The organism is Mesorhizobium sp. MC2-1-1, from assembly GCF_057597255.1.
This window is the reverse complement of the sequence record NZ_CP195205.1, coordinates 5516722-5542239: the sequence shown is the minus strand read 5'-3', so window position 1 is coordinate 5542239 and position 25518 is coordinate 5516722. Positions and strand designations below refer to the sequence as shown.

General features: G+C 62.8%; 22 protein-coding genes and 1 pseudogene. 14 read left to right on the top strand and 9 right to left on the bottom strand.

Translation table 11 applies throughout. The features are described 5' to 3' along the window. Window positions 1-21: 21 nt before the first annotated feature. Window positions 22-2701 (bottom strand): annotated as a pseudogene (gene mgtA / locus ACR64R_RS27215) (magnesium-translocating P-type ATPase). Window positions 2702-2711: 10 nt separating this feature from the next. Then, entirely contained in the window at window positions 2712-3521 is an 810-nt protein-coding gene (locus ACR64R_RS27210) for a universal stress protein (protein WP_487359316.1), read from the bottom strand. Between the two features lie 246 nt (window positions 3522-3767). Here ACR64R_RS27210 and ACR64R_RS27205 point away from each other — a divergent pair, with 246 nt between their 5' ends. The 3 genes from ACR64R_RS27205 to ACR64R_RS27195 all read left to right on the top strand — a co-directional run bounded on the left by ACR64R_RS27205 (window position 3768) and on the right by ACR64R_RS27195 (window position 6972). Next, window positions 3768-5255, top strand: coding sequence for a PAS domain S-box protein (locus tag ACR64R_RS27205; RefSeq protein WP_487362560.1), 1488 nt, complete (start codon window positions 3768-3770; stop codon window positions 5253-5255). Beyond that, window positions 5245-5856, top strand: a complete 612-nt coding sequence (gene fixJ, locus ACR64R_RS27200; protein WP_487359315.1) for a response regulator FixJ — start codon at window positions 5245-5247, stop codon at window positions 5854-5856. The genes ACR64R_RS27205 and fixJ overlap by 11 nt, the downstream gene beginning before the upstream one ends. Window positions 5857-6435: 579 nt before the next feature. Then, complete coding sequence (locus ACR64R_RS27195) at window positions 6436-6972, top strand: Hsp20/alpha crystallin family protein (RefSeq protein WP_487359314.1); 537 nt, start codon at window positions 6436-6438, stop codon at window positions 6970-6972. Window positions 6973-7049: 77 nt separating this feature from the next. On the opposite strand, the gene ACR64R_RS27190 is transcribed toward ACR64R_RS27195, so the two are convergent. After that, window positions 7050-7244 (bottom strand): hypothetical protein, encoded by a 195-nt coding sequence (locus ACR64R_RS27190; protein ID WP_487359313.1) that lies wholly within the window; start codon window positions 7242-7244, stop codon window positions 7050-7052. A gap of 227 nt (window positions 7245-7471) precedes the next feature. On the opposite strand from ACR64R_RS27190, the gene hemA reads away from it, so the two are divergent. From hemA to groL, 10 genes are all read left to right on the top strand, one after another. Further along, window positions 7472-8749, top strand: coding sequence for a 5-aminolevulinate synthase (gene hemA / locus ACR64R_RS27185; protein ID WP_487359312.1), 1278 nt, complete (start codon window positions 7472-7474; stop codon window positions 8747-8749). 85 nt (window positions 8750-8834) lie between these two features. Continuing rightward, the gene (locus ACR64R_RS27180; RefSeq protein ID WP_487359311.1) at window positions 8835-9263 is read left to right on the top strand and encodes a DUF2267 domain-containing protein; all 429 of its coding nucleotides are present in this window, start codon (window positions 8835-8837) and stop codon (window positions 9261-9263) included. A 3-nt stretch (window positions 9264-9266) separates the two neighbouring features. Next, window positions 9267-9971 (top strand): phosphoribosyltransferase, encoded by a 705-nt coding sequence (locus ACR64R_RS27175; protein WP_487359310.1) that lies wholly within the window; start codon window positions 9267-9269, stop codon window positions 9969-9971. Window positions 9972-10359: 388 nt separating this feature from the next. Further along, entirely contained in the window at window positions 10360-11604 is a 1245-nt protein-coding gene (locus tag ACR64R_RS27170; protein WP_487359309.1) for an MgtC/SapB family protein, read from the top strand. 113 nt (window positions 11605-11717) lie between these two features. Further along, entirely contained in the window at window positions 11718-13187 is a 1470-nt protein-coding gene (gene arcD / locus ACR64R_RS27165) for an arginine-ornithine antiporter (protein WP_487359308.1), read from the top strand. Between the two features lie 11 nt (window positions 13188-13198). After that, the gene (locus ACR64R_RS27160) at window positions 13199-14413 is read left to right on the top strand and encodes an arginine deiminase (RefSeq protein WP_487359307.1); all 1215 of its coding nucleotides are present in this window, start codon (window positions 13199-13201) and stop codon (window positions 14411-14413) included. 13 nt (window positions 14414-14426) lie between these two features. Then, window positions 14427-15428 carry an ornithine carbamoyltransferase gene (gene argF / locus ACR64R_RS27155; protein ID WP_487359306.1) on the top strand — a complete coding sequence of 334 codons (1002 nt, stop codon included), beginning with the start codon at window positions 14427-14429 and terminating at the stop codon, window positions 15426-15428. Between the two features lies 1 nt (window position 15429). After that, window positions 15430-16350, top strand: a complete 921-nt coding sequence (gene arcC / locus ACR64R_RS27150) for a carbamate kinase (RefSeq protein WP_487359305.1) — start codon at window positions 15430-15432, stop codon at window positions 16348-16350. 77 nt (window positions 16351-16427) lie between these two features. Beyond that, on the top strand, window positions 16428-17693 hold the full coding sequence (locus ACR64R_RS27145; protein WP_487359304.1) for an MFS transporter: 1266 nt from the start codon (window positions 16428-16430) through the stop codon (window positions 17691-17693). Window positions 17694-17828: 135 nt separating this feature from the next. Beyond that, on the top strand, window positions 17829-19451 hold the full coding sequence (gene groL, locus ACR64R_RS27140) for a chaperonin GroEL (RefSeq protein WP_487359303.1): 1623 nt from the start codon (window positions 17829-17831) through the stop codon (window positions 19449-19451). 115 nt (window positions 19452-19566) lie between these two features. Here the strand turns inward: groL and ACR64R_RS27135 are convergent, their stop codons facing one another. The 6 genes from ACR64R_RS27135 to ACR64R_RS27110 all read right to left on the bottom strand — a co-directional run bounded on the left by ACR64R_RS27135 (window position 19567) and on the right by ACR64R_RS27110 (window position 24550). Further along, the gene (locus tag ACR64R_RS27135; protein WP_487359302.1) at window positions 19567-20331 is read right to left on the bottom strand and encodes a universal stress protein; all 765 of its coding nucleotides are present in this window, start codon (window positions 20329-20331) and stop codon (window positions 19567-19569) included. 122 nt (window positions 20332-20453) lie between these two features. Then, window positions 20454-21197: a universal stress protein gene (locus tag ACR64R_RS27130; protein ID WP_487359301.1), complete on the bottom strand. Its 744-nt coding sequence runs from the start codon at window positions 21195-21197 to the stop codon at window positions 20454-20456. A 157-nt stretch (window positions 21198-21354) separates the two neighbouring features. Continuing rightward, on the bottom strand, window positions 21355-21780 hold the full coding sequence (locus ACR64R_RS27125) for a DUF3775 domain-containing protein (RefSeq protein WP_487359300.1): 426 nt from the start codon (window positions 21778-21780) through the stop codon (window positions 21355-21357). 105 nt (window positions 21781-21885) lie between these two features. Next, window positions 21886-22218 (bottom strand): c-type cytochrome, encoded by a 333-nt coding sequence (locus tag ACR64R_RS27120; RefSeq protein ID WP_487359299.1) that lies wholly within the window; start codon window positions 22216-22218, stop codon window positions 21886-21888. Window positions 22219-22281: 63 nt separating this feature from the next. Further along, window positions 22282-24165, bottom strand: a complete 1884-nt coding sequence (locus ACR64R_RS27115; RefSeq protein ID WP_487359298.1) for a PHA/PHB synthase family protein — start codon at window positions 24163-24165, stop codon at window positions 22282-22284. 1 nt (window position 24166) lies between these two features. Further along, window positions 24167-24550 (bottom strand): phasin family protein, encoded by a 384-nt coding sequence (locus ACR64R_RS27110; protein WP_487359297.1) that lies wholly within the window; start codon window positions 24548-24550, stop codon window positions 24167-24169. A 385-nt stretch (window positions 24551-24935) separates the two neighbouring features. Between ACR64R_RS27110 and ACR64R_RS27105 the strand changes: the two genes are divergently transcribed. After that, the gene (locus tag ACR64R_RS27105) at window positions 24936-25469 is read left to right on the top strand and encodes a flavin reductase family protein (protein WP_487359296.1); all 534 of its coding nucleotides are present in this window, start codon (window positions 24936-24938) and stop codon (window positions 25467-25469) included. Window positions 25470-25518: the final 49 nt, after the last annotated feature.

Genomic DNA, 25518 nt, shown 5'->3' with positions numbered 1-25518 from the left:
GCGGTCATCGAGCTACATCCCTTAGCCCGCGGTTCGGCCGGGGCTGGTTGTGGCTCGGTCCAGATGCGGGCCAATCGCCTTTCGTCTGCGCTTGCCTCGGCTGCCATGGGCGAACAGCCAGCTCTTCGTGACCTCCGACACAAGCACGTATAGCGCGGTAATCGCGAGAAGCCCGGCAAGCACCAGCCCCGGCAGCGGCACAAAGCCGAACCAACTGGCGAACGGGGCGTAGGGAAGAGCAACAGCAATAACACCGACACAGAGGGCGAGCCCAGCAAGCAAGCGGCTGGGACGGCTGTTCCACGGCCTCACATGGGTACGCACGATGAAAAGGATGGCCAACTGGGTCAACACCGATTCAACAAACCAGGCCGTCTGAAACTCGGCCTCCGCAGCATGCGCAACCAACAGAAGGAACGCGAAGGTGGCGAAGTCGAACGCGGAGCTTACCAATCCGAAACTCACCATGAAACGTCTTATGAAATGAATGTCCCAGTGGCGCGGTCTGCGTAACTGGTCGGCATCAACCCTGTCGCCCGCGATCGCAAGCGACGGAATGTCGGACAAGAAGTTATTCAGCAGAATCTGCTTGGCCAGCAGCGGCAGGAACGGCAGGTAGAGCGAGGCGGCGGCCATGCTGATCATGTTGCCGAAATTGGCGCTGGTGGTGATGGAGATGTATTTCATCGTGTTGGCGAACGTCTTTCGGCCGTCGTCGACGCCCCGCACCAGCACATCCAGGTCGCGCTTCAGCAAGATGATGTCCGCGGCCTCGCGAGCGACATCAACAGCGGTATCGACCGAGATGCCGATGTCGGCTTCGTGAAGCGCCGGCGCATCGTTGATGCCGTCGCCAAGATAGCCGACGACATGGCCGTTCCGGCGCAGCGCCTCGACAATCCGCTCTTTCTGGTTCGGATCGATTTCCACGAAGAGATCGGTGTGGCGCACACTGGCCAGCAACCCATTCTTCGTCAATTTGGACAGATCCTCGCCGGTCATGATCCTGTCGGACCGGAGTCCCACAGCCTCTGCCAGATGCGCGGCGACATAGCGGTTGTCGCCGGAAATGACCTTCACGCCGATGCCGCGGTCGGCCAGCGCCGACAGTGTTTTCCGTACGCCCTCCTTTGGGGGATCGAGAAAGAGCAGGAATCCCGCGAATTCCATTCCGGTTTCGTCGTCGCGGCTGAAGCCCGCCTTGTTCTGGAATCTCCGGGTCGCCAAGCCCAGAACGCGATACCCTTGCGCGCTCCAGCCCCGGAATTTCTCGTCGATCGCCTGGCGTTCCGCGGCGCCGAGGGGTGTCGAGCCGTGCGGGCCTTGCACGAAGCCACATGCCTCGACGATGTTCTGGACGGCGCCCTTGGTGATGAGTATCTGTTCGCGCGCGCTGTCCTGCACCGCGACGGACAACCGCTTACGGACGAAATCGTAGGGAATCTCGTCGATCTTGCTGAAGCGGGACAAATCCTCCTCGCCAGGCGGAGCACCTGCAATTGCCTCATCCAGGGGATTCTTCAGGCCCGTTTGCAAAGTCGCGTTCAATCGTGCCCAAAGCAGGACGTCCTTCGAAGCGGCGCCCCCGGCATCGAACGTTCCGTCGAGGTGAATGACGCCCTCCGTCAGCGTTCCTGTCTTGTCGGTGCAGAGCAGGTCCATGCTGCCGAGGTTTTCGATCGCGTCGAGGCGACGCACGATCACGCCGCTGGCGGCCATCATCCGCGCACCTCTGGCCAGGGTGACGCTGATGATTGCCGGAAGCAGTTCAGGCGTCAGGCCGACAGCGAGTGCAAGCGAAAACAAGAGGGATTCGATCCGCGGCCTGTCGAGCATCACGTTGGCGAAGAACACAATGATGACTATCGCAAGCATGATCTCGGTCATCAGATATCCGAACATTCTGATGCCCCGGGCGAACTCGGTTTCCGGGATCCGTCGCTGCAAGGCCTCGGCGATCGACGCGAACTCGGTCCGCGCTCCAGTGGCGACGGCGAGCACCTTCGCCGTTCCGCTGCGAACCGAGGTGCCGGTGAAGACAGCATTTGTGCGCTGCGCGATCCCGGCTTCGGGCGCAGAGCGGCCGACGGATTTCACAACGGGAAAGGTCTCGCCGGTCAGCACGGATTCGCTGACGTTGAAATCCCGCGACTCAAGGATGACGCCATCGACGGGAATGAGATTTCCCGCCGACAGGCAGATGATGTCGCCAGGAACGATGGCCTCGACATCGACACTCCGTTCGAAGCTGTCCCGAAGCACCGTGGCCTTGCGGGAGAATCCGCCGCTGCAGCGTCTCCATGGCGCGAGAGGCGCCATATTCCTGGGTGAAGCTGAGGATACAACTGGCAAGCACGATCACGCCAATGATCACGGCTTCACGACCCTCGCCGACGAACGCCGAAACGGCAGCGGCAAAGACCAGGATGAGGACCAGCGGGTTGCGGAACTGGCGCGCGAATACAGCCAATCCCGACCGGCTCGACCGCGGCGTCAGCGCGTTTGGTCCGAATTTGGCAAGCCGAGCGGCTGCATCCACGCTCAGGAGTCCCGAGGTGGAGGTCTCCAGCTGCCCGACCAGTTGATCCGTTTCAAGCGACCAGTAGGCTTGCTTTGCGACATCGGGCGCGCGGCCGATCGGCGGGAGCTCGGTGGGCCGGACCGTCGCCCGTTCCGCAGGATCGGCTCCACCGCTCACCATGGCCGGCCCATCAGTTCGACAGGAGGCGATTGATGCCGCTCTCGCCGATGAGCGTGCGTGTCACCCCGCCGAAGGCCCATTCCCGCAGCCGGCTATGTCCATAGGCCCCGGAGACGATCAGATCGGCGTGGATTGAGCGCGCAAACGCCGCCAGTTTCCCACCATCCGCATTGCCGGCGATCACCTCGGTCCGCGCCGTGACGCCATGTTGCTCCAGAAAGACCGCGACGTCGGCAAGGCTGTTTCGCACATCGTCTCCGGCCTCGGTTTGCATCGTGACGATGACCACGTCGTTGGCCATGGCCAAAAACGGCAAGGAATCAGACAAGGCCCTTCGCGCTTCCCGGCTGTCCTTCCAGGCGACAAGGACGGTCTTCCCCAGGAGGTGCTCGGCATCGCTCGCCGCGACCAGAACCGGCCGGCCCGCGCCGAGCACCAGGCCTCCGACATCTACGGCGCGGAAGACGTCCTCCCCGCCATCGGCTGTCACGATGAGATCGGCTGAACGGGCGGCCAGCCCGAGAGCGCGGGTCGGTCCGCAAATGTACTGCGTCCATTCGCTGCTGACGGAGTCCGGGACGAGCTTCTCGAAGGTGTCGCGCAATTCGGCAAGTCGCTTCTCGATCTCGGCGCGCTCGACCTGCATAACCTCGCCTTCGTAGACCAGACCCTCTCCCGTGGACACCAAAGGCGGAACATCGGCGGCGGCAAGCCCTATGAGGTGCGCATCGAAACGCTGCGCCAGTTCCGCTGCCAGCTTCAAGATCGGGGCGGGGTTTGCATCAATGGCCAGATTGACGATCATCGTTTTATAGGACATGCAATCACCTCGCTCTTAACGCGGAATGCCTCGTCACTTGCATTGTGCGGGCGTTTGGCGCCTTGATGCAGATCAAAATCGTAATGACGGCGCGGCCGGTTGGCGGGCGAAAATGAGTGCTAATTCGGCGGCCGCCGCAGTTGCCCGATCCGGAGACCGCTTGTGAGCAAGATGGAGCAAGGGAGGCCAGAAGCCGCGGCATCGCCGGTCGTCGATAGCTTGCCGGAACACGAGCTTCTCGCCCTGATGTTCGACCAGGCTCCGGGTTTCATAACCTTGCTCAGCGAGCCGGGCCACATCTTTCAGCTGACCAATGCCGCGTTTCAAAGTTTGATCAGCCAGCGGCAGGTCATCGGCAAGCCGTTCCGCGAGGCCTTGCCCGAGCTCGAGGGTCAGGGGTTCTTCGAATTGCTCGATCGCGTCAGCGAAACCGGCGAACCTTACGTCGGCCGAAATGCCAAAATCGTCCTGCGCAACGACGAAACCGGCCTTCCGGAGGAACGTATCCTGGACTTCGTCTACCAGCCTATAAGGGCCAGTGACGGCCGGATTACCGCAATTTTCATTCAGGGTACCGACGTCAGCGATCTTTCCTTTGCCAATGCCGCGCTGCGGCTGCGCGAGGATCATCTGCGTTCGATCCTGGCGACAGTGCCCGATGCCATGATTGTCATCGACGAAGGCGCCAACATCCAGTCCTTCAGCACGGCGGCGGAGATCTTGTTTGGCTACAAGGCCGGCGAGGTTCTCGGACGAAACGTCAAGATGTTGATGCCCTCTCCATACCGGGAAGAGCACGACGCATACATGCAGCGTTACCTGACAACGGGGGAGCGTCGCATTATCGGTCTCGGCCGCACGGTGACCGGGATGCGCAAGGACGGATCGACCTTTCCGATGGAACTCGCGGTCGGCGAGATGCATCCCGGGACCGGCCGCTTCTTCACAGGCTTCTGTCGCGACCTGACGGAGCGCCACACAACGGAAGCCAGGATGCAGGAACAGCAGCAGGAGCTCCTGCACATGGCACGTTTCACCGCGCTCGGCGAAATGGCCTCGACATTGGCCCATGAGATAAACCAGCCTCTGACGGCGATCACGAACTATCTCAAGGGCAGCCGCCGACTGCTCGAAAAGAGCAAGGATGAGAACGCCGCAATGTTGCGGGAAGCCGTGGAAAAGGCTGCCGAACAGGCTTTGCGCGCCGGCGATGTGATCCGTCGCCTCAGGGATTTTGTCGCCAGGGGCGAGAGCGAGCGTCAGGTCGAACGCCTGCCAACGCTCATCGACGACGCCTCATCGCTTGCTCTGGTCGGCGCAAGGGAAGTGGATGTGCGGGTCGATTATGATCTCGATCCGGCGGCGGTGCTTGTTTTGACCGACAGAATTCAGATCGAGCAGGTATTGCTCAATCTGATGAGAAATGCCGTAGAAGCCATGCAGGGCGCCCCCCGCCGGGAATTGCGTGTCGTGACCAAGGCGCGGCACGATGGCATGACCGAAGTTGGTGTGATCGACACCGGTCCGGGACTTGCACCCGAAGTTGCAGACCAACTCTTTCAGCCTTTTGTCACTACAAAGAAGCATGGAATGGGCGTCGGCCTGTCGATCTGTCGCACGATCGTCGAGTCTCACGGCGGCCATATTTGGGCGGAAGCGATGCCGGGCGGAGGGACCGCGTTTCGGTTCACGTTGCGCTCGGTTGAAGAGGAAGAGGTCGCAATTGGCCAATGACGTTGTTCATATCGTCGACGACGATGTCGACGTCCGCAAGTCGCTGGGATTCCTTCTCGCGACGGCCGATTTCGCCGTGCGTCTGTACGAATCGGCAACCGCGTTCCTGGCGACAGAACCGAAGGAGGTCGACGGCTGCGTCGTCACCGACGTACGTATGCCCGGCATAGATGGGATCGAGTTCCTGCGGCAGCTGAAGGCTCGTGGCCTTGCCGTGCCCGTGATTGTGATGACCGGGCACGCCGATGTCGCATTGGCTGTCCAGGCGATGAAGGAGGGCGCCGCCGATTTCATCGAAAAACCTTTCGACGATCAGGTGCTCATCGATGCGATTCGTTCCGCCCTGGACAATCGCGGCGAGCCCGTTGCGGCGCACCCGCAATCGACCGAGATCCGGAAGAATCTGGCCACGCTGTCGGAGCGAGAGCGCCAAGTGCTCGATGGCCTCGTTTCCGGGCTGCCGAACAAGACGATTGCCTATGATCTTGGGATCAGTCCGCGAACTGTTGAAATCCATCGCGCCAATGTCATGAGCAAGATGGGGGCCGGCAGCCTCTCGCATCTGGTGCGAATGGCCTTGATCGCCGACCCGAAGGGCTGAAGCCGGTCGCGCCAGACGATCTCAAGCGCGGTAAGGCTTGTTTTGTCGTCCCCCTGGGGACCGCAACGCACTCACGCGCGACAGATCTTAGCTTGGATGTCGCCAAAAGTCCCGCTGCCCTGTCTCCGTGTTCCAGGCACGCCAGTGGGTCGGGCGTATATCGACTCTCGCGCCTGTCACAGCGTTCTTCCAACCCGCCGGCGCCTTCTCACATGGGAACACGAGCGCATGCACGCCATCGGCGTCGATGACGGCTAGTTCGAGACTGCGACCGGAGGGCGCGCTTTCGATCGGATTCCACATTCGCCCAATGTGATCGAAGATTCTCGTCGCGCTTTGACGCGGATCAACAACGGCCGCGCACTCCGGTGCTTTGATACCGATCTCGACAGGTTGAGCATGAATGGCGATGCGGAGGCGATCGACCGTGCAGATGCGGAAACCGCCAAGCAGATGGCCCAGTCAGCGAGAAGCCTGCCGAGCGGATTCGCTGGCTTGTCTCCGACGCGTGCCGGAAAACCAGGTGAAAGAGTGAAGACAGCGGAGCTTATTCCTCAATCCATCTGATGGAGAAGAACCATGGCTGAAGTTGCTACCAAACTACCCGTGAAGACCGAGAAGAACGCTCCCGCCCGATCGGACAACTGGGTGGGACCTTTCGAGAGCCTGCGACGCGAAGTCGACCGGCTGTTCGATGATTTCCATCCCTTTGATTTCCATCTTCCTTCCACCCGTTCGCTCTTTGGCAGGGATGTACGGTCGAAGTTGCGCGGTGAATGGTCCGTGGCGCCGGCGATGGACCTGGTGGAAAAGGCCGATGCGTATGAAATTACGGCCGAACTTCCGGGCATCGATGAAAAGAACGTCGAGATCAGGCTCGCCAACAGCGTGCTGACGATCAAGGGCGAGAAGAAGGAAGAAAAAGAGGAAAAGGATAAGGACTACTACCTGTCCGAGCGCCGCTATGGATCCTTCCAGCGCTCGTTCCAGTTGCCCGAGGGTGTGGATGTCGACAAGATCGATGCCTCATTCACCAAGGGTATTCTGACCGTGAAGCTGCCCAAGACGGCCGAAGCCCAGAAGGCCGAGAAGAAGATCACCGTCAAGGCTGCCTAGCGGCGTGGGAAATTGTTTCTCAGTGCACCGAGCGGTGCACTGAGATACCTTATCCGCTCTACCAGGCCTTGTTCGATCTAGCTTGATGAATCGTCGGGTTTCAATGGATACGAAGGTTTCCCGGATGCGTTGGATTGTTGCTCCGCAATTTCGAGCTTCTGCCTTTCACGCGCAAGCAGCGCCTCGATCACCCGACGTTTCTCCGGCTCGGTTTCCCTGGCGAGCAGGTCTTCGAAATGGGCAATATTAGCCCTTGCAATGAACCTGTCCACGACCTGCCACCTTCAATGCTCGCTGTATCTTATCATTTGTACTCCAAATATCGCGGCAGTACTCCAAATATCGCCGTCAGCGATTTTTCTCGTGAAACGCAAGCCCGGCGGGTCGGGCTCAGCAAATTGACATAGCTCAAAGTGAGGCGTTCGCAAGCCTCATAAAGTGCAACTTGCGTTGGTCCACGCACTACCGCGGATATGGATTTGTTGCACAGGAGCTCGACATGAATTACCAGCGGTTTTTCGAGGATGCGATCGACCAGCTGCACGCTGAGCGACGCTACCGCGTCTTCGCCGATCTCGAGCGCATCGTGGGCAAGTTCCCGCGCGCCATCTGGCGTTCCAACGGCCGCGCCCAGGAGATCACCGTATGGTGCTCCAACGACTATCTCGGCATGGGCCAGAACGAGGATGTGATCGCCGCCTTCCAGACCGCGGCCGGCAAGATGGGCTCGGGCGCCGGCGGCACCCGCAACATTTCCGGCACCTCCAACCCGCTGGTCGAGCTCGAGCAGGAACTCGCCGACCTGCATGACAAGGAAGCCGGGCTGGTCTTCACCTCCGGCTTCGTCTCCAACGAGGCCTCGATCTCGACCATTGCCCGGCTGCTGCCCAACTGCCTGGTGCTTTCCGACGAACTGAACCATGCCTCGATGATCGAGGGCGTGCGCCGGTCGGGCGCGGAAAAGAAGATCTTCCGCCACAACGATGTCGCGCATCTGGAGAGCCTGTTGCAGGCGGCGGGCCGCGAGCGCGCCAAGCTGATCGTGTTCGAGAGCGTCTATTCGATGGACGGCGACATCGCGCCGATCAGGCAGATCGCCGAGCTCGCCGAGCGCTACAACGCCATGACCTATATCGACGAGGTGCATGCGGTGGGCATGTACGGGCCGCGCGGCGGCGGCATCACCGAGCGCGAAGGCCTGGCCGACCGCATCGACATCATCCAGGGGACGCTGGCCAAGGCGTTCGGGACGCTGGGCGGCTACATCACCGGCACCAGTGCCGTGATCGACGCGGTGCGCTCCTACGCGCCGGGCTTCATCTTCACCACGGCGCTGCCGCCGGCGATCGCGGCCGCCACCACCGCCTCGATCCGTCACCTGAAGCGCTCGCAGGCCGAACGCGACGCGCAGCAGCGCCAGGCGGCGCGCACCAAGCAGGTGCTTGCCGCGGCCGGGCTGCCGGTGATGGAATCGGCCACCCACATCGTGCCGGTGCTGGTCGGCGATCCCGAGCTTTGCAAGATGGCCAGCGACCGGCTGCTCGGCGTGCACGGCATCTACATCCAGCCGATCAACTATCCCACGGTGCCGCGCGGCACCGAGCGGCTGCGCATCACGCCGACGCCGTTCCACTCCGACGCGCTGATCGCCGAATTGCAGGACGCACTGGTCGAGACCTGGGATGCGCTGGGCATCCCCTATGCCGGCTCCGGCCGACCCGCCGTCGCCAAGACCGATCGCATCATTCCACTGCTGGTGAACAAAGCGGGCGGCTGAAATCCAGGGCGTAAATTTTTTGATCCGGAGCAATGCACAGCGATTTCCAGCGTCGGAGAATGAAAACAGCCGAAGGATGACGAGGATGGCACACCCTGTTTCGCACACTTCCATCACGCATGCCGCCGACCAGGCGCGGCAATGGGTGAACGAGCTTGCCAGGGATCTGGACTGGAACGAGCAGAGCGCATTCCGCTTGTTAAAGGCGGTACTGCACACCTTGCGCGACTGGCTCTCGCCGGAGGAGATGGCCGACCTGTCGGCCCAGTTGCCGACACTCATCAGAGGCATCTATTTTGAAGGATGGAGCCCGGCCAAGCCGGCTTGGGAACGGACGAAGCACGACTTCGTCATCCGCGTCCGCGACAGCTTTGGCTACGAGCAGGAGATCGACACCGACAAGGCGATCGCGGCGGTGTTCAAGCTGCTTGATCGGCACATTTCCCACGGCGAGATCGTCCAGGTCCGAAACTCGATGAAGAAGTCACTGCGCCAACTCTGGCCGGAGGGATGACCGATGTTTCGCGATCGCCAGGAGGCCGGACAGAAGCTTGGGGCAGCCCTGAAGCCGCTTCAGTTGAAGGACCCGATTGTACTGGCCTTGCCGCGAGGTGGCGTTCCCGTGGCCGCCGAGGTGGCCAAGGCCCTCGAAGCGCCGCTGGATCTGATGATCGTCCGCAAGGTCGGAGCACCCGGCAATCCCGAACTGGCCGTGGCGGCCATCGTGGACGGCGACCCGCCGGACGTCGTTCTCAATCGCGAGATCGTGGAGGCATACGCTCTCGATGACGGCGCGCTTCGTGTTCTGATCGCACAGGAGCGCCCCGAACTGGAACGGCGACGGGCGGCATATCGCGGCAAAGACCTGCCCCTGGCGGTGGCCGGCAAAACCGTGATCGTCGTCGACGACGGGGCGGCGACCGGAACGACGATGAAGGTCGCCATTCGCGCGTTGAAGCGGCGTTCACCGCGGAAGATCGTTGTCGCGCTTCCCGTGGCGCCGACAGACACCGCGAACGAACTTGCGCAAGAAGCGGATTTGATGATCTGCCTCAGCCAGCCTGCCCGGTTCCGGGCGCTCAGCTATTACTATGGCAACTTCCCGCAGCTCTCCGACAGCGAGGTCCTGGACATCATGGCCCTCGCCCGAGTGAATGCTGACGAAAGGAGGCGCTCCGGTGCGCACACCGCGAGAAAATCGCGCCCCGAGGCCGGCAGCTAGAGCCTGATGTCGTTCGAAAGCCGACCGGACACGAGACGCAGCGTGACCATGCATGGCACGTGCTGAGCAAGCGCGCCGACTGGTGGGAGACGGGTGCGCTCAGCCGGCCAACTTCGCGGATCTGGAACATCTTTCGCACGTGTTCTACAGGATCTCCAACACGGAAGTCTCGGGCCGCCGAGAAGCATCGAAGAGGCTAAAGCGCTTCACCATTTCCTGGAAACGGCAAACCGTTCTATCTCTTTGTTTTTACGCAATTGCGGACGGAAAACCGCTCACACTTTTCCTGGAATTACTCTAGCCTTACCATGGCAGGGAGCAGAGCCCGCGCCAAGCCGACCACTCGTCAATGCGGTTCTCACCTATGCCGCCAAGCTGAGGTTCCGCCATGGACACGCTCATCGCCCAGCTCGGAGTCGCCCTGGCGATAGGCCTGCTCGTCGGACTGGAACGTGGCTGGAGAGAGCGCGACGCGCCTGACCGCAGCCGAACAGCCGGCATTCGCACATTCGGCATCGCGGGACTTCTCGGCGGGCTTGTCACGGCCTTGGCCGAAGCGCTCAACGCGATTTCGGTGTTGGTCGCGGGCTTCCTTGCCTTCGCCGGCATCTTAGCCTGGTACAAGGCACGCGAGGCCGCGCACGACGAGGATTTCAGTGTGACGACCGTTATCGCGGGCCTGACTGTCTTCGCCCTTGGCGCGCTTTGCGTGGCCGGCGATTTTCGTGTTGCCGCCGCGGGTGGCGCGGCGCTGGCGGCGCTGCTCGCCAGCCGTGAAATCCTGCATGGGCTCCTAAAACGCCTGACCTGGATCGAGCTTCGCTCGGCATTGGTCCTGGCGGTGATGACCGCCATAATCCTGCCCTTGCTGCCGAACCGCACATTTGACCCATGGGGAGGCTTCAACCCGCGGGAGATCTGGCTGCTGACGGTGCTGATGGCCTCGATTTCCTTCGCTGGCTATGTGGCGACGCGCGTCCTCGGAAACGCCCGCGGTCTGATTGTGAGCGCGCTGGCCGGCGCCGTGGTCTCGTCGACCGCCGTCACCCTGTCGCTGGCCCGCACCGCCAATGCGTCGGACAATTCCTTGTCCTTCGCCGGCGCTGCTTCGCTCGCCGCGATGACTTCGATCCTGCGCGTCTGCCTGGTGGTCCTGATGCTGGCGCCGGCCGTGAGCGCGTTCATCGCCTTACCGGCGCTCGCCGCGGCGCTGGCATTCGGCATCTGTGGAGCAATCGCATTGGCAATCCACGGGCGAAGGCCGGAGAGCCCTGGCGCCGCGCGCAACCCGTTCGAACTGGTGCCGTTGCTGATCTTTGCGCTCCTGTTCGCAGTGGCCTCGACGGCGAGCGCCGCCTTGGCCCTCCAATTCAAGGAACAAGGCCTGCTGATGAGCTCCGCGATCGCGGGCGCGTTTGATGTCGATGCTTCGGTGCTCAGCGCCCTAAGGCTGGTCAACCGTTCGATGTCGAGGGAGATAGTGGGACAGGCGGTGCTGACGGCGCTGATGGCCAACGCGACCGGGCGCCTGTCCCTGGCTGTGTTCGCGGGTCCGGCGAGGTACTGGTTGCCCCTCGCCGGCATGACTTTGACCGCAGCCGCCGCTGGCTACGGCGCCATGCTGCTCGGATAGGGGGTCGTCACAGCCTAGCGGCCAGCATGAGGATCCGGATTTGACCGGTATCAAAGCCGCCCGTTCCTCTTTCCTGTTGAACTGCTCCCATAGTTCCAAAGTGGGAGGGCCTCATGGCCACGACAGACATCAATGTCCCTATCCGGGAAAAAGCCGCGACCCCGGTGTCGACAAAGCTCCGGCTGGGATCGCTGACCGCGCTCGTGATCGGCTCCATGGTGGGCTCGGGCGTCTTCAGCTTGCCCCAGAACATGGCGGCCGGCGCCGGTCCGCTTGCCATCCTGATCGGCTGGACCATAACCGCGGTCGGCATGCTTGCGCTGGTGTTCGTCTACCAGTCGCTGGCGGTGCGCAGGCCCGAGCTGGACAATGGCCCCTACGCCTATGCCAAGGCCGGCTTCGGTCCGTTCGTAGGCTTCAACAGCGCCTGGGGCTATTGGATCAGCGCATGGGTCGGCAATGTCTCCTACGCCGTGATCGTTTTCAGCGCGTTGTCCTACTTCTTCCCAGCCTTCGGTGACGGCAATACGTGGCAGGCGGTGCTCGGCGCATCGGTCCTGCTGTGGCTCATCCACTTTCTGATCCTCGCGGGCATCCGTCAGGCCGCGATCGTCAACACCGTCGTGACCGTGGCCAAGATTGCGCCTGTCATCCTGTTCGTAGGGATCGTCGCCGTCGCCTTCAAGCTCAATGTGTGGTCACTCGACTTCACCGGGCTCGGCAACGCCTCGCTCGGCACCATCGCCGCCCAGGTCAAGAGCACGATGCTGGTGACGCTGTGGGTCTTCATCGGCATCGAAGGCGCCAGTGTCTTCTCCGCCAGGGCGGAGCGCCGCAAGGATATCGCGACCGCGACGGTGCTCGGCTTCTTCACCTGCCTGGCGCTCTACGCGCTGGTATCGCTGCTTTCGCTCGGCATCCTGAGCCAGCCCGAACTCGCCGCCTTGAAGAACCCGTCGATGGCGGGCGTGCTTGAGGCGGTTGTCGGGCCCTGGGGCGCCATGCTCATCAATCTCGCGCTCGTCGTCTCGGTCGTCGGCGCCTTCCTGAGCTGGACGCTGCTTGCGGCGGAAGTTCCGCATGTCGCCGGAAAAGACGGAACCATGCCGAAATTCTTCGGCCGGGAAAGCGAACGCGGCGTCCCTTCGGCGTCGCTGCTCATCACCAACCTGCTGGTTCAGGCCTTCCTGGTGATCACGCTTTTTGCCCACAGCACGTACCAGGCGCTCTTCTACATCGCTTCGACCGCCATCCTCGTGCCCTACATCTTCTCCGGAGCCTTCGCCGCGAAACTGGCATTGACCGGAGAAAGCTACCAGGGCGGCGAGGGGCGTGCCGGACCGCTCCTGGCCGGCGCGCTGGCCACGATCTATGGGCTGTGGCTCGTCTATGCGGCGGGGCCCGCGTACCTGTTCATGTGCGCGATCCTCTATGCCCCTGGCATCATCTTCTACGTCTGGGCCCGCCGCGAGGCTAACCAGCGTGTCTTCCACCCGGTGGAAGCCGTCATCGCGGTCGCCCTCGTCGGGGTCGCAATCCTTGCCGTCTACGAGATGTGGACCGGCGCCGTCAGCGCACTTTGAGAGGCTATCCGATGACTGATCTTGGAGTGCATTCGGAAGTCGGTCGCCTGCGCGAGGTCATGGTCCACAGGCCGGATCTCAGCCTGCGCAGGCTGACACCGGACAACTGCAGGGCGCTGCTGTTCGACGACGTGTTGTGGGTGAAGCGGGCGCGCCAGGAGCACGACGTATTCGTCGACGCATTACGCGAGCGGGGCGTGGTGGTGCATTCGTTCGGCGAACTGCTTGCCGAGACGATGGCCCTCGGCAAGGCTCGCGACTGGCTTCTCGACCGCCGGGTGCATGCCGGCGTGGTCGGCCTCGACATGGTCGACGAGATGCGTGCCTGGCTGAACGAGATGTCGGCCGGCCTGCTGGCAACCTGTCTCGTCGGCGGCGTAGCCCGCGCCGAACTCCCGTTCGAGCCCAAGGGACTGACCGGAAGGACGCTCGCGCCACAGGACTTCGTGCTGCCTCCGCTGCCCAACCAGCTGTTCACCCGCGACAGCTCCTGCTGGATCTACCGCGCCGTGTCGGCCAACCCGATGTATTGGCCCGCCAGGCGGCCGGAGGCGGCCAACGTCGAGGCCGTCTACCGCTTCCACCCGAGGTTCCGCGACAGCGGCATCCCGTTCGTTTCGCCCCAGGCAGGAACAGGCGTCAGCCTCGAAGGCGGCGACGTCATGCCCGTCGGCGGGGGCGTCGTTCTCGTCGGCATGGGCGAGCGCACCACGCCGCAGGCGGTCGGTGATCTTGCCCGCAGCCTGTTCGCCGCCGGAGAAGCCACACGCGTGATCGCGGCTCTGATGCCGCGGGACCGCTCCTTCATGCATCTGGACACCGTCTTCACCTTCTGCGACCGGGACCTCGCCACGATGTATCCGCCCGTGGTCGAAAGGCTGCGCACCTTCTCGATCCGGCCCGGAGACGGCGATGCGTCGGTCGAGGTCAGGGAAGAAAAAGAGCCATTCATCACGGTCGTGGCGGAGGCCCTCGGGCTGAAGTCGCTGCGGATCATCGCCACGGGCGGCGACCGCTACGAGGCCGAGCGCGAGCAGTGGGACGACGGCAACAACGTCGTCGCGGTCGAGCCGGGCGTCGTCATCGGCTACGACCGCAATGTCTACACCAACACGCTGCTGCGCCGCGCGGGTATCGAGGTGATCACCGTCGAGGGCGCCGAGCTCAGCCGCGGGCGCGGCGGCGGCCATTGCATGACCTGCCCCATCGCCCGAGACCCGCTCTGAAAAGGACCCCAACATGTCGATCAACCTTCATGGACGTTCGGTGCTCTCGCTGGACGATCTCTCAGCCGACGAGATTCGTTTCCTCCTGAAGCTGGCGGCCGATCTGAAGGCCGCCAAGCAGGCCGGGCACGAGATACCGCGCCTGGTTCGCAAGAACATCGCCCTCATCTTCGAGAAGGACTCGACCCGTACGCGGACCGGGTTCGAGGTAGCCGCCTACGATCAGGGCGCCCATGTCACCTATTTCGGTCCCAGCGGCAGCCATATCGGGCACAAGGAGTCCATGAAGGACACCGCGCGCGTGCTCGGCCGCATGTATGACGCGATCGAATATCGCGGCTTCGCGCAGCATCAGGCCGAATTGCTTGCCACGCATGCCGGCGTGCCTGTCTACAACGGCCTGACCGACGAGGCGCATCCGACGCAGATCCTCGCCGATTTCATGACCATGCGCGAATTCACGCATAAGCATTTGTCCGACATGACGGTCGCCTTCGTCGGCGAGGGCCGGGACAATGTCGCGCAATCGCTGGCCGTGGGCGCAGCCAAGGTCGGCATCGACATGCGTATAGCTTCCCCCAAGCAGCTTTGGCCGGACGACGAGTTCTGCGCCCATGTGAGAACCTTGGCGGAGCGCAGCGGCAGCCGCTTCAGGCTGGACGAGGACGTGAAGAGCTGCGTCGAAGGCGCCGACTTCATCTACACGGACGTGTGGCTCTCAATGGGCGAGGACAAGTCGGCCTGGCCCGAGCGCATCCGTCTCCTGACGCCCTATCGGGTGACGAGCGAGGTGATGTCGGCCAGCGGCAATCCGCACGTGAAATTCATGCATTGCCTGCCGGCGTTCCATAACGCCGAGACCGAGGTCGGCGCCTATGTCGCGCGCGAATTCGGGATCGACTGCATGGAGGTCACGGATCAGGTGTTCGAGTCGGGCGCCTCGATCGTTTTCGACCAGGCCGAAAACCGCATGCATACGATCAAGGCGCTGCTCGTCGCCACTATCGGCAACTGAGATGCTGATCGTCGTTGCCCTCGGCGGAAACGCGCTCCTGCGTCGTGGAGAACCGATGACCGCCGAAAACCAGCGCGCCAACGTTGCGCGCGCCGCATCCGTGCTGGCCGACCTTGTCGGCGAAGGGCATTCGATCGTCATCACGCATGGCAACGGCCCACAGGTGGGCCTGCTCGCGCTGCAGGCGGCGGCGACATCGGATGGCGGTGCATTTCCATTGGACGTGCTCGGCGCCGAGAGCGCCGGCATGATCGGCTATGTGATCGAGCAGGAACTCGGCAACCTCCTCCGAAACAGGTTGTTTGCAACCTTGCTGACGCAGGTGAAGGTGGACCCGCGCGATCCGGCCTTCGCGCGGCCGACGAAGCCGATAGGCCCGGTCTACGACGAAGCAACCGCCCGCCGGCTTGCCGCGGAGCGCGGCTGGCAGATCGCGCCCGATGGCGACAAGTGGCGCCGGGTGGTGCCTTCCCCCAGGCCGCTGGAGATCCTGGAGGCATCCGTGATCTCGTTCCTCACCGAAAGGGACGTTATCGTCATTTGCACGGGCGGCGGCGGCGTCCCTGTCGTGGAGGGAACCGACGGCAGCCTTTGCGGTGTCGAGGCCGTGATCGACAAGGATCTGGCAAGCTCGCTTCTCGCGCGCCAGTTGAAGGCCGATATGCTGCTCATGCTGACGGACGTCGATGCTGTTTATGCCGACTATGGCACGCCGCAGGCCCGCGCGCTCCGGCGCGTTGCCACGACAGAGATATCCGGACGTAATTTTCCTGCCGGATCCATGGGGCCGAAGGTCGGAGCGGCGGTCGAGTTCGCCGAAGCAACGGGCAAGCCTGCCTTGATCGGCAAGCTCGACGATGCCCTGGAAATCGTCAGGGGAGAGCGCGGTACCTGGTTGGAAGCCCCGGCCAAGGAGGCATAGCTGGTCGCGGGGGACACTGCGCGCACCTTGAGTTCGCTATTTGAACCGTGCCCAATGTCGACTCGCCGAAGGGAGTCATGAAGCAGTTCGAGACTGTGGAAACCACCCGCACCCGCCTTGGAATCATCCCCGCGGGAATCTGGGCGTTGGGCTTCGTCTCCCTGCTGATGGATGTCTCATCGGAGATGATCCACGCCTTGCTGCCGGTCTATCTCGTCACCGTCATGGGAGCATCGATGGTGACGGTCGGCACCATCGAAGGCATTGCCGAGGCGACGGCCGCCATCACCAAGGTGTTTTCGGGCGCGCTGTCGGATTGGCTGGAAAGACGCAAGCTGCTGGCGGTCATCGGTTACGGTCTCGCCGCTCTCACCAAGCCGGTATTCCCGCTGGCTTCCTCGATCGGCTGGCTTGTGGCGGCTCGCTTTATCGACCGTGTGGGCAAGGGGATTCGCGATGCTCCGCGCGATGCGCTGGTTGCGGACATCGCTCCCGCCGGCGCGCGCGGCGCGAGTTTCGGCCTTCGACTGGCGCTGGACACGGTTGGCGCGTTTGTCGGGCCGCTCCTTGCGATCGGCCTCATGTGGCTGACCGCCAATCAGTTTCGGACCGTGTTCTGGGCCGCGGTTGTTCCCGGCCTTCTGGCGGTGGTGTTGCTTATTGTTGCCGTCCGGGAGCCGGCCCGGCCCACGGGCCTGCGCGAAGTGCGCGCTCCCTTGAGCCTGCCGGAGCTCAAGCGCCAGGGTTCGTCCTTCTGGCTGGTCGTCTGCGTGGCCACCGTGTTCACCTTGGCCAGGTTCAGCGAAGCGTTTCTCATACTGCGCGCGCAGGGCCTGGGTCTGCCGATCGTGTTCGCGCCGTTGGTGCTGGTGGTTATGAACGTGGTCTATTCGCTCTCGGCCTATCCGGCCGGCGCGCTGTCGGATCGCATCAATCGCCTGACGATGCTCATTCTCGGCTTCCTGGTCCTGATTGCTTCGGACATCGTGCTGGCGTTCCCTGGAAATCTGGTGGGCGCAGCGCTTGGCGTGGGCCTGTGGGGCCTGCATCTGGGGCTCACGCAAGGCCTGCTGGCAACGCTCGTCGCCGATACGGCCCCGACGGAACTGCGAGGCACCGCCTTCGGCATGTTCAATCTGTCGAGTGGACTTGCGCTGCTCGCCGCCAGCCTGATGGCAGGCACGCTCTGGGATCTTTTCGGACCGAGGATGACCTTCCTGGCGGGCGCGGGCTTCACGGTGCTGGCGCTTCTCGGCCTTGGCTTCGTCCGCTGGCTGACGCCGACCCTCGGCAACGACGGAAAGACCGCAGAGGAAGAAAGCTCGGCGTCCAACCGGCCCTAGAGACGTTCCAGACGGCTTGTCGTGGAAGTGCGGCTCCTGATCGGCCCCGCCACCAGGATGCACAATTGACGCGCATCAAGGCCGGTCGGCGACAACGCAGCTATGGGATTCGATCGGATAGTCTTGGAGACCACCATGGCCCATAAACAGGTATTGTTCCGTTCGGCGGCGCGCGAAAAGATCCTGCGCGGCGCGACCCAACTTGCCGACGCCGTGCGGGTGACGCTCGGCCCGCGTTCGAAGTCGGTTCTGATAGAGAGGAAATGGGGCGCGCCTATCGTCTGCAACGACGGGGTGACGATCGCCAAGGAATTCGACCTGAAGGATCCGGAAGAAAATCTCGGCGCGCGCATGCTGAGGCAGGCGGCCGAGAAGACGGGCGACATGGTCGGCGACGGAACGAGCACTTCGACCATACTCGCCCACGCGATGTTCGCCGACGGCGTGCGCAACGTGGTCGCCGGCGCGAGCGCGATCGACATCAAGCGCGGCCTCGACCGAGCGACGAAGCGGGCGGTCGAAACGCTCAAACAGATATCGCGGCCGGTCTCGACCAGGCGCGAGAAGGAACAGGTGGCAACGATCTCCGCCCACAACGATCCGCTCATCGGTGAACTGATCGGCGAGGCCATGGAAAAGGTCGGCGGCGAAGGCGTGATCACGGTCGAGGAATCGAAGACCACCGAAACGGTCCTCGACGTGGTCGAAGGCATGCAATTCGATCGCGGCTTCCTTTCCCCTTATTTCGTGACCGACACCGAAAAGATGGAGGCGGTGCTCGAAGACGCGCTCGTGCTCATCGTCGAGAAGAAGATCTCCTCGCTCAACGACCTCATCAAGCTGCTCGAGGCCGTGGCGAAATCCGGTTCGCCCCTGCTTGTGATCGCGGAGGACGTCGAGGGCGAGGCGCTGGCCACGCTCATCGTCAACCAGATCCGCGGCACGTTCAAGAACTGCGCGGTGAAGGCGCCGGGCTTCGGCGACCGACGCAAGGCCATGCTGCAGGACATTGCCGTCCTGACGGGCGGGCAGGTCATCTCGGAGGACATCGGTCTCAAGCTCGAGAACGTGGCGATGGCTCAATTGGGGCGCGCCAAGCGCGTGGTCGTCGACAAGGACAACACCACGATCATCGGTGGCACCGGCGACCAGAAGGCGATCAAGGGGCGCGTCGAGCAGATCCGGCGGGAGATCAGCGATACGACCAGCGATTATGATCGTGAGAAGCTCCAGGAACGGCTCGCCAAGCTCGCCGGCGGCGTGGCCGTCATCAAGGTGGGGGCGCCGACCGAAGCCGAGATGAAGTCCAGGAAGGAGGCGCTAGACGACGCCATCAGCGCCACTAAGGCTGCGGTCGCGGAAGGCGTGGTGCCCGGCGGCGGACTTGCCTTGTTGCGCTGCATCGGCGCGGTGACAGAGGAGGAAGCGCGATGCGAAGGCGATGAGCGCACCGGCGTCCAGATCCTCAGGCGCGCGCTCGAAATGCCCGTGCGCCAGATCGCCGAGAATTCGGCCGTCGATGGCGGCGTGGTCATCGCCAAGATGATCGAAGGCAAGGGAAACTTCGGCTTCGATGCCGGCCGCAAGGAATATGTCGACCTGGTCGAGGCCGGCATCATCGACCCGACCAAGGTCGTGCGCATCGCGCTGGAGAACGCCGTCTCCGTCGCCAGCGTGCTCCTGCTGACCGAAGCGACCATGACCGAGATCCCGGAACCGGCGAAGGAGCGCGCGCTCGAGCCGGAGATGCCGATGTAGTCTCTGAAGCGTAGTCTCTGAAGCGCGTCGTGCCGAGACAGTTCCAGGCGACGCGCTTTTGGTCCTGATGCATGTCGTTGTTCCAGGTCGGTTGCGTACCTCTGGGCGACAAGCTTCAATGCGACATCAACACCGGCAAGCGCAGATCCGATAGTATTCCCTCGGTTGCTCCACCGAGTACGAAGTCCCGGATACGAGAATGGCCCCACCCTCCCATGACGAGGAGGCTGCCATTGATCCTTATGGCATGGTCCTCGAGCGCGGCGCCGATTTCGTTGTCGCCGGCGTGAATCGACTCCGCCTTGGCCCGCAGACCTCGCGCCGCGAGGCCATGCGCAAGGCGATCGCCGATATCCTCGCGCGGCAGAACCTTCTCGTCCGTCACGGTGATGATCGAGATTGCCGATGCCCGTTCCAGAAATGGCCTGGCGTCGGCCACGGCTCTTGCGGCCACGCGGCTGCCGTCCCAGGCGATCACCACATGATCAAGCGTGCCGACATCCTCGTCGCCCGGAAGGATCAGGGTCGGCCGGCCGGAGCCGAACACGACCTCCTCCGCGGTCATGCGCACGGACTCGGTATCGCGCGACCATCCAACCATGCAGAGATCAAAATAACGTCCTTCCGTGGCGGCGGCTTCCCCGATCAAGGCGGGCTGCGCCTTCAGCTCCTGACTGGTCATGGTGACTTTGCATCGCGCGGCCTCGGCCGCGGCCTTTTCCAGCTGGGCCTTGCCGCGATTCCTGCTGGCCGCCTTGACCTCGCGGATCTTTTCGGGGAGATCGAGCAGCAAGCCGGACAACGCGTTCGAAACATCCGGAATGTCGACGTTGATGACCGCAACGTCCAGCGTAGCGCCGAGGTAGCTGGCCACCGCCACCGCGTTAGAGGCGATCTTCGGTCCCGGCGGGTCCGGATAGGTCGGCAGGAACAGTGATGCTGACAGCTGCATAGGCTTGTCTCCTTCAAGTTGCGCCTACCTGGCGGGACCGACATGGCTATTCAGTTCGACAGCAGCCTGTGGAACGAGCCTGACTTGAGCAAGGATCGCGTCGCGCCCCCGAACGCCCATTCGCGGAACCTGCTGTGACCATAGCCACCCGCCACGACGAGATCGGCTCCGACACGTTCGGCCTCGACGATGATCGAGTCGCCCGCCGAGCCCTCATCGGCTTCGAGCAACCGGGATCGGGCCTTCACACCATGCTTCATCAGGAATCGCACCACATCGGCCGCGCTATCCCGCGCGACGAGTTTTCCGTCCTCGGCCGCGTTGAAGACGGTCACCTCCTCGGCATTGCGCAGGAAAGGCATCGCGTCGACCACTGCACGCCGCGACTCACGACAATCCTTCCAGGCGACCATGATCCTCTCGCCTTTGAAGACGGCGAGATCGTCTGCTGCAAACAGAACCGGCCTGCCCACCGACAGCACCAACGCGCCCGGATCCACGGTTCTCTGAAAGTCACCGGCGGCGGCCGCGGCCGGCGCTCCGGTGATGACCAGATCGGCGGCCCGCGCGTGGAGCGCCACGGCGCGCGTAGGATCGTCAAGTTCCGCGCGCCAGGATGCGCGCGGGTCGTCGCCGGCTACGGCGAGGAATTCCTCCTTGAGCTTTCCGATACGATCCTCGATCTCAAGGGTTCGCTGGCGCAGCACCTCGGCCACGGCGGGAGACGATTCGCTGGGCGAAACCAAAGTGGAAGGCTGGGCGGCCGCCACCGCGATCAGATCGGCCTCGAACATTCTTGCGATCTGCTGCGCGAAAACCACGCGTGGCGTTGCCGGCGCATCGATATCGAGCTGGACCAGTACCGTCGTGTAGATCATCCTCGGACTCCATCAGAGGCGGGTAGGTCAGCACGGCCGAAAGCGTCCTACCTTGATATGCGTCAACTTCGGTTCAATCCGGGCATGACAGGCCAAGGGCATCCAGTCCGGCCGCAAGGTGGTCGCCCAACAGCGGATTGCCGCAGAGATAGTCGGCCGTGCGCGTGTTGTGGGCATAAGTGGCCTGCTGGCGAACTTCATCCCAATCGACCGCCTGGCCGTCATCCCTGCCGAGCCAGGTCAACGCCACGAGGTCGACCTGCTCATCGGCCGAGAGCTCCGAGATCAGCGCCCCGAGTTCTTCGCGCACGGGGTCGTCCTCATGGTCCTGAAGCACCGCAATTTCATTATCGTCCGTGGGATTGGATCCCGTGTCCGGTTCAGTAACGGCAACCTTGACGTCGAATCCGTGCGCCTTGGCGATTATGAAACAGACTTTCGCGACGGGAATTGCAAGTTCAGGGGCCTCGGCGTCTTCATTTCCGATTCCGCGCTTCATTCCAGCAGCTCCTCTTCTCTCCGCCATAACCATTCACGTCGATAGCTACCGTGCCAGGGACGGATCCACCCTTGCCTCGACGCCGAGCCGGTCGTTGAGCCGCCATCATCGATCGAGGCTTCCGATGTAGGCAATGATCGCGTCGATCTGGTCAGGAGCGGCCACGAATTCCGGCATATCCGGATGGCCGGTGGATATTCCCTCAGCCAAGGCCTCCTGCAGGTCTTCGATTGGATAGCGGCGTTCCAGGGAACGAAACGGCGGAGCGTCCGGGTGGGTGCTTGCGCCAGTGCGACCTACGGCATGGCAACGCGCGCAGTTCGCTTCGACCAGCCTCTTGCCATAGGCAATCCGCGAGCCATCGCCGGCCCAAGCGGGCAACGCGAAAGCGATGGCGGCCGCAAATGGCAGGATCACGAATGCTGTTCGACGTTCCATGGTCCACCAAAATACGTGACGAACGAGCCAGGACCTTGACCTGGCTCAAATTGCCGAAGACGCTTATCGCTGGAAAACATAGGTGCCGGGCGCCGCGCGGATCGCCTTAAGGCCGCCCGGAGCGCCAAACCGGTCGGCCGCGACCTCGCGGCCGGAATGGTGCGCCAGCCATTCAACCCACGCCGGCCACCAGGAACCATATGTCACGGTCGCGTTCCTCACCCATTCATCGGCGCTCGGACGGATATCCGCGTGGCGGCAGCTGAGCCGCCGGAAGGAGCGGCCCGGGTGGCCGGGCTCGGAAACGATGCCGGCATTGTGCCCGCCGCTGGTCAGGACGAAGTCGATGTCGGTATCGAAGAGATAGGTCAGCTTGAATACCGAACGCCATGGCGCGACGTGATCCGTCTCGGTGCCGACCGCGAACACCGGCGCTCGAATGTCCTCCAGATGAACAGGTCTCTCCTCCACGCAAAAGCGCCCCTCGACCAGGTCATTGTCCAAATAGAGCTGCCGCAGATATTGCGACTGCATGCGGGACGGCATGCGGGTCGAATCGGAATTCCAAGCCATGAGGTCGGTCATCGGAGCGCGCTCGCCGAGAAGATATTCGCGCACGATGCGTGACCAGACCAGATCCTGCGAACGAAGCATCTGGAAAGCGCCAGCCATGCGGCGCTGATCGAGGGTGCCTTCGACCCACATCACGTCCTCGAGCAGCGTGATCTGGCTCTCATCCACGAACAAGCCGAGCTCGCCCGGCTCCTCGAAATCGACCTGCGCCGCGAACAGCGACAGGCTGGCGAGCCGCTCGTCGCCGTCACGGGCCATTGCCGACGCGGCTATCGACAGAAGCGTCCCGCCAAGGCAATACCCCACTGCGTGAATCCGGCCGCTTCCCGTCGCCTCCTCGATCGCATCCATGGCCGCCATCACGCCGAGCCGGCGATAGTCGTCCAGCGACACCCCGGCCTGATCGCTGCCAGGATTGCGCCAGGAGATGCAGAACACCGTGTAGCCGCTCTGGACAAGATAGCGGACCAGCGAGTTCCGCGGCGAGAGATCGAGGATGTAATATTTCATGATCCAGGCGGGAACGATGAGGATCGGCTCCTCCTTCACAACGTCCGTCATCGGCGCGTAGCGGATCAGCTCGATCAGTTCATTCTGGAGGATCACCTCGCCCGGCGTGGCGGCGACCTCGATACCCGGCCGGTAGTTCTCAGCGCCAGCCGGAGGCTTGCCGTCGGCCAGACGAAGCAGGTCGTCAACCAGGTTGTTGGCGCCGTTGACGAAATTGGCGCCATTCTTCCGAAAGGTCCTGTCTATGACCTCCGGGTTGAGCGCCGGGAAATTGGAGGGCGAGACGGTATCCAGGATCTGTCGGCTGTAGAATTCGACGAGGCGCTCATGCCTTCTGGTGACTCCCGGAAGTCCGGTGGTCGCGTTATGCCACCATTGCTGCGAAAGCAGGAAGGCTTGCTGAACGGCGTTGAATGGGAATGTCTGCCAGGCATGGTGCTGGAACCTCCTGTCCTGCGGCAGGGGCGTGATCGTCGGCGTGGCGGTTCCCGTTGCGAACGCGCAGCGAAAAAGGAAATCACTCAGCCTCGCAACCTTCTCGACCGCCTTGGCGGAGACCTCTGCCTGCTTGCCCGGTGATGCGGACAGGTGCAGCAGCCAATCCTGCCAGGCCTGCAGGAGGCTGATCGGCGAAATGCCCGCCGTGAAGGCCGCAAACCATGCATGCGACAGCCTGTCGACATCGCGATAGACACTTGCGGTTCCCTCATCCGGCAGCGCCGGCGTGGGGAAACCGACCGCGCCCGCGACTTCGCCGGGGCCGGACTTCTGCAATGTCCCCGCCCGCCCAGCCTTGTCATGAACATTCAAGACGGCGGCCCTACCGGGGGCTGGTTTCAGCCTGCTTTTCCTTGGCGGCGACATTTCAGGGGGCAAGCGTCGCCGCGGCCATGTCGTCGATCGTCGTCTCCGCCTCCTTGCGGACTTGACCGGCTGTCTCCGAGGCAAGTCTGGCGCCGATGGAGGCGAACTTGCCGGCTTCATTTGCGTAGTCGGACGTAGCTTTCTGGACGAAGTTCGAGAACACGTCGAACGCGTCGACGAATTCGTCGCCGGCCGTCAGCTTTTCAAGAAGCTTCAGGTCGTCCTCGAACCTTCGCTTGAGGAACGATAGGCTTTCAATCTGATAGCGCAGCAACGCGCGGATCGAATAGGCCTGCATCGCGGCGGTCGCCCGCATGAGCTTCTGGCCGGTTTGTGCGAAAGGGGGCAGCTCGGGCGCACGAAACTCTTCCGAATTCCAGATCATGGTGTCTTTCCCTTCGCTCTCGTTCAACTTCTTGGTTTCGGCTGGTGGGGTCGTGAGGGTCCCAAGTCGTGATCGGCGGACAAGCGCTTGCTTCTTCTGAACGATGCCAGATCGAAATAGATCGCGGCTCCCGCGATGAAGGCGAGGCAGAGCACTGCACCCCACAGGAGGATGTCTTCGGTGGACATGGATAGGCCCCTTGTTCATCCTTTCGTTTTTTGAACATTGCAGGTCCGGGGCGAGCTGGCATTGATCATGATCAATCCGGCTAGACCGCCATTCAGAGAGGCGTCCCGGCTTTGACCCTGATCAAGGCGGATGACGGCTATGCCAGCGACAAGTCTTCGGGAACAAGCCTGTTGCAGATGCGAACCGAGAGACTGATATGAAGGAACTGCCGCTTGCCGAAGTCTACCGGCTCATCGAACCCGGTCCGGTCGTCCTGCTTTCGACGCGATCCAGGCAAGGGCGCTCGAACGTCATGACGATGTCCTGGCATATGATGGTGGAATTCGCCCCGCCGACGATCGCATGCGTCGTATCTAGCAATGACCTCTCGTTCTTCGCCTTGCGCCAAACGAGGGAATGCGTGATCGCAATCCCCGCCGTCGAGCTTGCGGAGAAGGTCGTGAAGGTCGGCAACTGCTCCGGCCGGGACACCGACAAGTTCGCAACCGCATGGTTTACGCCGCTTCCCGCCGAACAGGTATCGGCGCCGCTGGTGGCCGAGTGCTTCGCCAACCTCGAATGCCGCGTGGTCGATACGCGACTGGTCAACAGATATAATCTGTTCGTGCTGGAAGTCGTCAAGGCCTGGATCGATCCGGGACAGCCGAGGCCGAAAACCATCCATCACATCGGGAACGGCGCCTTCGTGGTCGATGGCGAAGTTGTCCATTTCCAATCCCGCATGCCGTGAAGCGAGTTTGATCCACATCAAGGCATGCGCGCTCCGCCAAAATAGGTTC